Source organism: Streptomyces sp. NPDC058401 (genome assembly GCF_042722885.1).
Classification (GTDB): Bacteria; Actinomycetota; Actinomycetes; order Streptomycetales; family Streptomycetaceae; genus Streptomyces.
In genome coordinates, this window is sequence record NZ_JBHXKA010000203.1 from 1 (window position 1) to 10060 (window position 10060).

Here is a 10060-nt window from a genome sequence, read left to right on the forward strand (position 1 = left end):
CCACCGTGTGGCAGATCTCCCGCTACGAGGACGTACGCGCCCTCCTCACCGACGAGCGGCTGAGCAAGGACCTTCCTCCCCCTCCCCCTCCCCTTCCTCCTCCTCCCCCTCCTCCCCCTCCGCCCCCTCCCCACCCCCCGACCTACTGGCCGCGCGGGTTCGGGACCCGTACCCCTACTTCGCCTGGCTGCGCCGGAACGCGCCCGTCCACGCGGACCGCCGGGAGGGGCGTCCCACCGTGTGGCAGATCTCCCGCTACGAGGACGTACGCGCCCTCCTCACCGACGAGCGGCTGAGCAAGGACCCGGGCAGGGTGCCCGGCTACGTTGCGGGACCGTCCGGGCTGAACCGGCACCTGGTCCATGCCGATCCGCCGGATCACACCCGACTACGGACCCTGGTGAACACGGCCTTCGTCCCCCGCCGCATCGCCCAGCTGGAACCTTTCATCACAGACACGGCACACCTGCTGCTGGACCGCATCGAGACCCAGGTACACGTCGACGTGATCGGGGACTTCGCCGCACCCCTGACCTTCCGCATGATCTGCGCGATCCTCGGAGTCCCCGCGGAACTGGACACGGCGGAGACCCGGGACACCCTGATGGCCACCATCGCGCCCGCTCCCGGTCTGGACCCCGCCCGCGTCGAGGACGCCCTGCACGCGCTGCTCGACCGGCTCGTCACCACGAAACGCAAGGGCGGCGAGGAGAGCGGAGTCGACCTGCTGGGCGCTCTCGTACGGGCCAGCGACGAGAGCGCGGCAATGAGCGAGGAGGAGCTGCGCTCCACCGCGTACCTCCTGCTGCTGGTAGGCCACGACACCACCATGAACCTCATCGGAAACGGCACCCTCGCCCTGCTCCGCAACCCCACCGAGGCTGCCCGCCTCACGGGGACCGCCGCACCGGAACCCGTCGCCACGGCCACAGCCGTGGAGGAGCTCCTGCGCTACGACTCCCCGGTGCGGGACGCGACCTTCCGCTGTGCCGCAGAATCGATCGTCCTCGACGGACAGGTGATCGCCGAAGGCGACATCGTCAGCCTCCTGATCGGCTCGGCGAACCGGGACGGCCACCGTTTCCCGGAGCCGGACCGGCTCGATCTCGGGCGGACGCCCAACGACCACCTCGCCTTCGGCTACGGCCCCCACTTCTGCATCGGCGCCGCCCTGGCCCGACTCGAAGGCGCCGTGGCGCTCCCCCTACTGCTCCAGCGCCTGGGCAGCGTCGCGCTGGCCAAACCCGCGGACGAACTCCCCTGGCGGCCGGCCCGCGTCATGCGCGGCCTGGCCGCGCTCCCGGTCGTACGGAACTAGGCCGACCCCACCCGAACAGGAGCACCACATGCTCACCCCCCACCCAGTCCTCCTCTCCGAACCCGCCCCCGGCGTCCTCCTCATCACCCTCAACCGGCCCCGCGTCCGCAACGCCATCGACCGCCCCCTCGCCGAGGCCCTGGACGCGGCGCTCACCCGCCTGGAGGACGACCCGGCGCTGGCCGTCGGCATCCTCACCGGCGCGGAGGGCCACTTCTGCTCGGGCATGGACCTCAAGGCCTTCCCCACCGAAGGCGTCCCCGTCGTCGCCGGGCGTGGGCTGGCGGGGCTGACCCGGGCCCGGCTGCACAAGCCCCTCATCGCCGCCGTCGAGGGGGCGGCCGTCGCGGGCGGCTTCGAGCTGGCCCTCGCCTGCGACCTGATCACCGCCGCCGACACCGCGTTCTTCGCCCTGCCCGAGGTGGCCCGCGGACTCATCGCCGCCGAAGGCGGGGCGATCCGGCTGCCCGGGCGGCTCCCGTACCACGTGGCCATGGAAATGCTCCTGACCGCGGGCACCCTCCCCGCCGCCGACGCGGCCCGCTACGGGCTGGTCAACCGCCTCACCCCCCAGGGCGAGGCCCTGGAGGCGGCCCTCGCCCTGAGCGCCCGCGTCCAGGCCCACTCACCGCAGGCCGTCCACCTCACGAAGCAGATCGTCCAGAGCACCCGCGGCCTGGACGACCATGCCGCCTACTCCGTCCAGGACCCGCTCAGCGCACCCGTGTTCGCCACCGCCGCCGCTGCGGAAGGCGCCCGGGCCTTCACCCAGAAACGATCCCCGGCCTGGAACACCACTCCCCCATCCCACCACCCCTAGGCCGTCTCTTTCGGATCTTGCCGGGCCCGCGACCGACAAGATCCGAAAGAGACGGCCTAACCGATCCGACCTCTCCCGCCCCCGCACCCCCGGTCGTACGCTGGTCTGATGCACACTTCACCTCGAACTCCCCGGCAGGCAGCCAGAATCGTCGTCCTCAACCCCGCAGGTTCCGTGTTCCTTTTCCGCGAGAACAACGTAGAAGTCGGCATCCACTGGCTGCCGCCCGGCGGCGGCATCGATCCCGGGGAGACGCCCGAGGAGTGCGTGCGGAGGGAGCTGCGGGAGGAGACCGGCTGGACCGACCTGGAGCCGCAGCGGCTGCTCTGCACCTGGGAGCACGACTTCACCCACCAGGGCATCCCGGTACGCCAGCACGAGCACATCTACGTGACCACCGGACCGCACCGCGATCCGGTCCCGGAGTACCCCGAGGCCCACTGGCGGTGGCTGTCGCCGCGGAACCTCGCCACCCTCGGCGAACCGCTGTGGCCCCCGCGCCTCGCCGAGCTACTCGACGAGGCTCCCGCCGACCCCGTACACCTGGGGCTCCTCGCCTGACCTCAGCGCGGCATCCTCCGGGAGAGCTCCCGGGCAGCCGTGCGCACCTCCGACTCCGCCAAGGACTCGTAGGAGTCCGGGAGCGGGACCTGGACGTCCCTTGCCCCCTCCAGCGAATCGGCCGGCTGCGGCCAGTGCACATGCGCACCCACCCGCTCCGCCAGCACCAGCACCGTGGCCACGAAGCCCTCGGACAGGGCGCGGATCACGGCGTGGCCGGTGGTTCCGTGGCGGGCGACGAGGGCTTCGGCGAAGGTACCGAGGGCGGCCGGGTCGAGCTGGCACTCATCGTTGATCAAGGGGCCGATGCCCGACGGGAGACCCAGCTCCTCCTCGAAGACGGCCACTTGGCGGTGGAAGAGCCGGGCGGCGCCGTTCGAAGGATTCCAGACAGTCTCGTCCCCGACGTCGTAGTACTGACTCACCGACCACCACCGGCCGCCCCGCCCGTCGCCTTCGCGTAGAGCTCCGCCGCGTAGCCGGACAGGATCGTGCTCGTGGAGACGTCGTCCGTGTCCCCGCCGGTCAGCACGCCGATGATCTTCCCATCGGAGGCGATCCACGAGCTGCCGCTCGTGCCGCCGGGGAAGTCCGCACAGTCGAAGCGCTGCTCCGTGGCGCTGAGCCGCACCGCGCGGGACACGCAGGTACGGGCGACCTTGCGGTCCGAGGGATAGCCGGTCACCGTGACCTGCTCGTCCGTGCGGCCCGTGGTGTCCAGGACGGCGGCGCCGGTGACGTCCTCGATGTTGCGGCCCGAGGCGTCGGGGGCCAGGCGGGCGAAGGCCAGGTCGTAGTCGTCGTTCGTCCCGTCCGACCAGCGCGGGTCCTCGAAGACCTCCGCGATCTTCCAGCTGCCGTACGGAGCCTGCCCGTCCCCGTACGCAGGTGCGAAGGAGGCTCCGCCTCCTCCCACCCGGCCGGCGAGGAGGCAGTGGCCGGCGGTGACGATCAAGTTCCGCCCGGGGCTGTGCACGACGGTCGCCGTACAGAAGTGCTCACCGGTCACATCCCCCTCGAACAGCGCCCCGGCGAAAGTGGTGGGGCCGCCCTTCGCGGAGGCCGAAGCCGAGGGCCCGGGGGTCTGACCAGCGGACGACCGGGACGGTTCCACCGATTGCGATGGCGACGGCGATAGCGACGACGAAGGCGATGGAGCAGCAGTGGGTGACGCCGCACGAGCCGTCGACTTCACCTGCGCCGGGGCCTTGCCGTCGTCGGCCGGGACCACCTTCGTCATGGCCGCGGACGCGCCCAGCGCCGCCACCGCACACAACACCGCGGTGACCACGGCCCGCTTGTCCAACACCGACACCCTCCCCAATTTGCTCTGGCGAAGCATGCCTTGCCCACACCGACCCCCGCAAGGGGGACAGGAGCCCCGCACCAGCACCGACCGAGGCGGTCAGGCCTCAACCACGCCCTGAGGGCCGCGTTCACCGCGGCTCATGCTCCGGCCGCAGCCCCAGCCCCAGCCCCAGCCCCAGCCCCGGCGACCCTGCGGGCTATCGCGTGCTGGCCTCGGCCCAGGCCTCGGAGGATCCAGCCGATGACGTAGAGGCAGGCCAGCCAGCCGAAGGCGTGCACCAGCCAGACGCCGGTCATGGTCGGGCCGCCCCAGGCCTGGTGGTAGTCGGTGTCGCCGTACCAGATCGGGTATCCGAGATTGCGCACGGTGTTGAACACCGAGTACGCGCCCAGGACGAAGGCGGCTATGTCCAGGGGCAGGCCGAGCACCGTGCGGGCCGCCGCGCGCGGGCCCGTCCAGCCCGGGAGTCCGGAGGCCCATGTCTGGAGCCGGATGGCCGGCCGGGCCTGGCCGGTCAGGCCCAGGGCGAGACCGACGAGCCCCGCGGGAAGCGCCAGGGCCGGGCGGAGGGCCCGCGCCCCCCACACCTGGAGCACCGGTACGACGGTGCGCGCGGCCTTCGCGATCTGGACGTTCATCGGGCTGCTCCCTCGGCGTGGATCTCTGTGCTGGATCTTCGTGGTGGCTCCAGTCTCGCGAGGGAAGCTCACCGGCACATCACGCCATGGAGTGGGATCCGGATCTAGTACTTAAGTAGCACGCAGGTGAGCCGGTGCCCCCGGGAACTCCTCCCCAGGACCACCGGCTCCGCCAATCCGCCAATCAACCGGTCAACCGGTCAACCGGTCAACCACTCCCCCGATCAACCGATCCGCCGACCGCTACGCCCCCGGCCAGAGCCCTTCCGGCGTCAGGCCCAGCAGGTCGATCGCGTTGCCGCGCACGATGCGGTCCACCACGTCCGGGGACAGGTGGCCCATCTGGGACTCGCCCACCTCGCGGGACTTGGGCCACGTGGAGTCGGAGTGGGGGTAGTCCGTCTCGTAGAGGACGTTGGCGACGCCGATGGAGTCCAGGTTCTTCAGGCCGAAGGGATCGTCGAAGAAGCAGCCGAAGACGTGCTCCGCGAAGAGCTCCGACGGCGGGCGCAGCACCTTGTCGGCGACGCCGCCCCAGCCGCGGTTCTCCTCCCAGACCACGTTCGCGCGCTCGAGGATGTACGGGATCCAGCCGATCTGCCCCTCCGCGTACATGATCTTGAGGTTCGGGAACCGCTCGAACTTGCCGCTCATCAGCCAGTCCACCATCGAGAAGCAGCAGTTGGCGAAGGTGATGGTGGAGCCGACGGCCGGCGGGGCGTCCGCCGAGGTGGAGGGCATGCGCGAGGAGGAGCCGATGTGCATGGCGATGACCGTGCCGGTCTCGTTGCACGCTTCCAGGAAGGGGTCCCAGTCGTCCGTGTGGATGGAGGGGAGCCCGAGGTGCGGCGGGATCTCCGAGAAGGCGACCGCACGGACCCCGCGCGCGGCATTGCGGCGGACCTCGGCGGCGGCCAGCCGGGCGTCCCAGAGCGGGACGAGGGTGAGCGGGATGAGGCGGCCGTGCGCGTCCGGGCCGCACCACTCCTCCACCATCCAGTCGTTGTACGCGCGCACGCCGAGCAGGCCGAGTTCGCGGTCCTTGGCCTCGGTGAAGGTCTGGCCGCAGAAGCGCGGGAAGGTCGGGAAGCAGAGGGCCGACTGGACGTGGTTGACGTCCATGTCGGCGAGCCGGTCGGGAACCGAGAAGGAGCCCGGGCGCATCTGCTCGTACGTGATGACTTCGAGCTTGATCTCGTCGCGGCTGTAGCCGACGGCCGTGTCGAGCCGGGTGAGGGGTCGGTGCAGGTCCTCGTACACCCACCAGTCGCCTATCGGGCCGTCGTCGCCCTTGGCCCCCATCACGGGGGCGAACTTGCCTCCGAGGAAGGTCATTTCCTTCAGGGGCGCGCGGACGACGCGGGGGCCGACGTCGTGGTACTTGGACGGGAGCCGGTCCCGCCAGACGTTGGGGGGCTCAACCGTGTGGTCGTCCACCGAGATGATCTTCGGGAAGGTCTCCATGCCCTCACGGTAGCGTCAATCTGACGAACCGTCAGCTAGTTGAACGGGGCCGGATCCCGGATCCGCGGGGTTCGGGCGCGCGGATCCGTACGGAACGGCAACCGGATCCGTACGGACCGGGTCCGTTACGGACTGACGTGTACGCGCAACACAGGGCAGACTGACCCTTACACCTATGGAAGGCAGGGGGGAGACCAGATGGACGGCACACCGGCCATCCCGCACCAGCGGAACCACCCCGAGTCCGGTGACACCGCCATTGCCGCAGCCGCCGGACCCGGAGTCGGAGTCGAAGCAGCGCCCGCCGCGGAAGCCAGAGCCGCCGAAGCCGTCAACGGGACCGGGACCGGCACCAAGACCGGCACCGGCACCCCTCCCCCCTCCACCGCCGGAGGCAACCGCTTCACCGTGCTCGGCCCCATCCGGGCCTGGCGCGGCGGCGAGGCGCTGAGCTCCGGGACCCCGCAGCAGCGGGCGCTGCTCGCCGTGCTCCTGCTCCGCGAGGGCCGCACCGCCACCGCGCCCGAGCTCATCGACGCCATCTGGGGCGAGGACCCGCCGCAGCAGGCGCTCGCGACCATCCGCACGTACGCCTCCCGCCTGCGCAAGATCCTCGAACCCGGGCTCCTCGTCAGCGAGTCCGGGGGCTACGCGATCCGCCTGCCCCACCCCGAGGCCCTCGACCTGGGCATCGCCCGGGCCCTGGCCGCCGACGCCGAGGCCGCACGCGCCGGCAAAGCGAACGCGAAGGCCCACACCCACACGCAGGCGCACGCCCACACGCACACGTACGCCCACGCCCAAGCGCACACCCACGCCCACCCGCACGCCCACGCCCACCCCCAGCCGGACCCAAAGGCCCCCGCCCCCGCCCCCGTCGGCAAGGGCGACCGCGAGCTCGCCCGTACGCTGCTGGCCCGCGCCCTGGACGTCTGGGACGGCGAACCGCTGGCCGGGGTACCCGGACCGCACGCCGACACCGAACGCACCCGGCTCGCCGAGTGGCGCCTCCAGCTGCTGGAAACCCGCCTCGACCTGGACCTGGAGCTCGGCCACCACGCCGAGGCCGTCTCCGAGCTCACCGCGCTCACCGCCGCCCATCCGTTGCGGGAGCGGCTGCGCGAGCTGCTGATGCTCGCCCTCTACCGCAGCGGCCGGCAGGCCGAGGCCCTCGCCGTCTACGCCGACACCCGCCGGCTCCTCGCCGACGAACTCGGCGTCGACCCGCGCCCCGAACTCTCCGAGCTCCAACAGCGCATCCTGCGGGCGGACTCCGAGCTGGCCGTCGCCGAAGACCCGGCACCGGCCGCCGCGCCCGTCCACGTAAGGCCCGCCCAATTGCCCGCCACCGTCTCCGACTTCACCGGACGCACCAGCTTCGTCCGGGACCTCGGAGCGATCCTCTCCGGCGCCGAGGGCCAGGTGATGGCGGTCTCCGCCCTCGCCGGGATCGGCGGCGTCGGCAAGACCACCCTCGCCGTGCACGTCGCGCACGCCGCCCGCCCGCACTTCCCCGACGGGCAGCTCTACGTGGACCTCCAGGGCACCGAGGCCCGCCCCGCCGAGCCCGAAGCCGTCCTCGGCTCCTTCCTGCGCGCCCTCGGGACCCCCGACGCCTCGATACCGGACTCCCCCGCCGAACGGGCCGCGCTCTACCGCTCCACCCTCGACGGCCGCCGCGTCCTGGTCCTCCTCGACAACGCCCGCGACGCGGCCCAGGTCCGCCCGCTGCTGCCGGGCACCGCGGGCTGCGCCGCCCTGGTCACCAGCCGGGTGCGGATGGCCGGCCTGGCCGGCGCGCACCTCGTCGACCTCGACGTGATGAGCCCCGACGAGGCGCTCCAGCTGTTCACCCGGATCGTCGGGGCCGAGCGGGTCGGCGCCGAGCGCCAGGCCGCCCTCGACGTGGTCGGCGCCTGCGGGTTCCTGCCGCTCGCCATCCGCATCGCCGCCTCCCGGCTCGCCGCCCGCCGCACCTGGACCGTCTCCGTGCTCGCCGCGAAGCTCGCCGACGAGCGCCGCCGCCTGGACGAGCTCCAGGCCGGGGACCTCGCCGTCAAGGCCACCTTCGAGCTGGGGTACGGGCAGCTGGAGCCCGCGCAGCAGCGCGCGTTCCGCCTGCTGGGGCTGCCCGACGGGCCGGACATCTCGCTCGCGGCCGCAGCGGCCGTACTCGACCGGGCGGAGCACGACACCGAGGACCTGCTCGAAGCCTTGGTGGACTGCTCCCTCCTCGAATCGGCCGCGCCCGGCCGCTACCGCTTCCACGACCTCGTACGCCTCTACGCGCGTGCCTGCGCCGAGCGCGACGAGCAGCCGCCGAGCGCGCGCGAGGCCGCCCTCGACCGGCTGCTGGACTTCTACCTGGCCACCGCCGCCGAGGTGTACGGCCTGGAGCGGCCGGGTGACCGGCTCGTGGCCCACCTGTCGGCGACCCGCCACCCCGGGCTGGTCTTCACCGAGCTGCACGCCGCCCAGGACTGGCTGTACGCCGAAGCCGACCCGCTGCTCGCGTGCGTCCGGCAGGCCGCCGTACGCACCACCGGGCGGGCGGACGTACTGCGCCGGGCCGTTGACCTGCTGTGGGCCGCCAAGGACCTCGCCGAGTCGGGGGCCAACTCCAAGCAGTACGAGTCGGCCGCGAACTCCGTGTGCGAGGCGGCGCACGCCGCGAAGGACCCGCACGCCGAGGGCCGCGCCCGGACCACCCTCACCAACACCCACTTGATCGCGGGCCGTTTCACCGAGGCCGACGACGAGGCCCGCCAGGCCACGGAGCTCGCCCGCGCCGCCGGGGACCCGCTGCCCAGCTGCTGGGCGCCCAACGACCGCGGGATCATCGCCTTCTACGAAGGCCGCTACCAGGACGGCGAGCGCTACCTGCTGGAGGCCATCGCCAACTTCCGGGCGGACGCCAACTACGTGGGCGAGGCCAGCGCCCTGTGCAACCTCTCCCGCATCCACGTGGCGCTGGGCCGCCTCACCAGCGCCATAGACCTGGCGCAGCAGGGCATCGCCATCTACGACCGGATGGGACTCACCCTGCGCCTGGCCAACGGCCGCTACGCACTGGGCATCGCCCTCACCCAGGCGGGCCAGACCACGGAGGCGCTCGTCCAGCTGACGGCCGCGCTGGCTCTGTTCCACGACAACCGCCAGCCGCTCTGGGAGGGCATCACCCACTTCCGGCTGGCGGAGGTCCACCTGTCGGCCGGCCGGGCCACACTGGCGGCCGCGCACGCCGAACAGGCCGTCGCCCTGAGGGTGATGGGCGGCGAGTGGCGGCGGGCGTGCGTCCTGATGGTCCTGGGGCGGGCACTGCGGCGGCTGGGCCAGCGGGACCGGGCGCGGGTGTGCTGGCGGGACGCGGAGGCGGTCTTCGCGCAGCTGGGCTCGTCCGAACTTGCCGAGGTACGGGCCCTGCTGGCGGCCGAAATCGCGGCCTGACCAGGCATGGGCCGCCCGGCGGCCACCCGGCGGCCGACCCACGGCCACCCCTCCACCAACCGCTGACCGATCGCTGAATGGGACGTTCATCGTTCGTTTATCGCCCCGCGTCACAGTAAGTACATCGACTCGTCAACTCGGGGGGGCAAGCGGGTCGGCTGGACCGCCCGTTCGGCGGTCCGCGGGGGAATCGCCGAACGGGTCCAATCACCTTCAGGAGTACGCGATGACGACGAACGAGAACGTCCTGCCGAACGACGGCGACCTGCAGCCGATGGACAACCACGCCACCGGCATCGAAGTGAAGCCGCTGGACAACCACGCCACGGGAGAGCCGCTCGCGGCAACCCCGGCCACGCCGGCCGCCGCTGCGGACGAGCAGATCGTGACGCTCGACAACCACGCGACCGGCACGCTGCCTTAACGGCGGCACACGAACCACGGGGGACCCACGGGGGTACGGGGGTTGGGGGGACCCGGGGGGGGGAACGGGGGGCACGGGG

9 protein-coding genes are annotated in these 10060 nt (G+C 72.3%); 5 read left to right on the top strand and 4 right to left on the bottom strand.

Annotated elements, in window-relative coordinates; all coding sequences use genetic code 11:
• Positions 1-238 precede the first annotated feature (238 nt).
• From ACFWNV_RS37650 to ACFWNV_RS37660, 3 genes are all read left to right on the top strand, one after another.
• The gene (locus ACFWNV_RS37650) at positions 239-1318 is read left to right on the top strand and encodes a cytochrome P450 (protein ID WP_383956191.1); all 1080 of its coding nucleotides are present in this window, start codon (positions 239-241) and stop codon (positions 1316-1318) included.
• Positions 1319-1346: 28 nt separating this feature from the next.
• Positions 1347-2138 carry a crotonase/enoyl-CoA hydratase family protein gene (locus ACFWNV_RS37655; RefSeq protein ID WP_383956195.1) on the top strand — a complete coding sequence of 264 codons (792 nt, stop codon included), beginning with the start codon at positions 1347-1349 and terminating at the stop codon, positions 2136-2138.
• Positions 2139-2246: 108 nt separating this feature from the next.
• Positions 2247-2699 (top strand): NUDIX hydrolase, encoded by a 453-nt coding sequence (locus tag ACFWNV_RS37660; RefSeq protein WP_383956198.1) that lies wholly within the window; start codon positions 2247-2249, stop codon positions 2697-2699.
• 2 nt (positions 2700-2701) lie between these two features.
• Here ACFWNV_RS37660 and ACFWNV_RS37665 read toward each other — a convergent pair whose 3' ends face one another.
• The 4 genes from ACFWNV_RS37665 to ACFWNV_RS37680 form a co-directional block, all read right to left on the bottom strand.
• Complete coding sequence (locus ACFWNV_RS37665) at positions 2702-3124, bottom strand: DUF6086 family protein (RefSeq protein WP_383956201.1); 423 nt, start codon at positions 3122-3124, stop codon at positions 2702-2704.
• Positions 3121-3708, bottom strand: a complete 588-nt coding sequence (locus ACFWNV_RS37670; protein ID WP_383956204.1) for a trypsin-like serine peptidase — start codon at positions 3706-3708, stop codon at positions 3121-3123. Before ACFWNV_RS37670 ends, ACFWNV_RS37665 begins: the two co-directional genes overlap by 4 nt.
• Before the next feature lie 437 nt (positions 3709-4145).
• A complete protein-coding gene (locus tag ACFWNV_RS37675) occupies positions 4146-4646 on the bottom strand; it encodes a hypothetical protein (RefSeq protein WP_383956207.1) in 501 nt (166 codons plus the stop codon).
• A 243-nt stretch (positions 4647-4889) separates the two neighbouring features.
• Positions 4890-6110, bottom strand: a complete 1221-nt coding sequence (locus ACFWNV_RS37680) for an amidohydrolase family protein (RefSeq protein ID WP_383956209.1) — start codon at positions 6108-6110, stop codon at positions 4890-4892.
• Between the two features lie 198 nt (positions 6111-6308).
• On the opposite strand from ACFWNV_RS37680, the gene ACFWNV_RS37685 reads away from it, so the two are divergent.
• Together ACFWNV_RS37685 and ACFWNV_RS37690 are read left to right on the top strand one after the other, a co-directional pair.
• Complete coding sequence (locus ACFWNV_RS37685) at positions 6309-9557, top strand: BTAD domain-containing putative transcriptional regulator (protein ID WP_383956211.1); 3249 nt, start codon at positions 6309-6311, stop codon at positions 9555-9557.
• 226 nt (positions 9558-9783) lie between these two features.
• Positions 9784-9981 carry a hypothetical protein gene (locus ACFWNV_RS37690; RefSeq protein WP_383956214.1) on the top strand — a complete coding sequence of 66 codons (198 nt, stop codon included), beginning with the start codon at positions 9784-9786 and terminating at the stop codon, positions 9979-9981.
• The last annotated feature ends 79 nt before the right edge of the window (positions 9982-10060 follow it).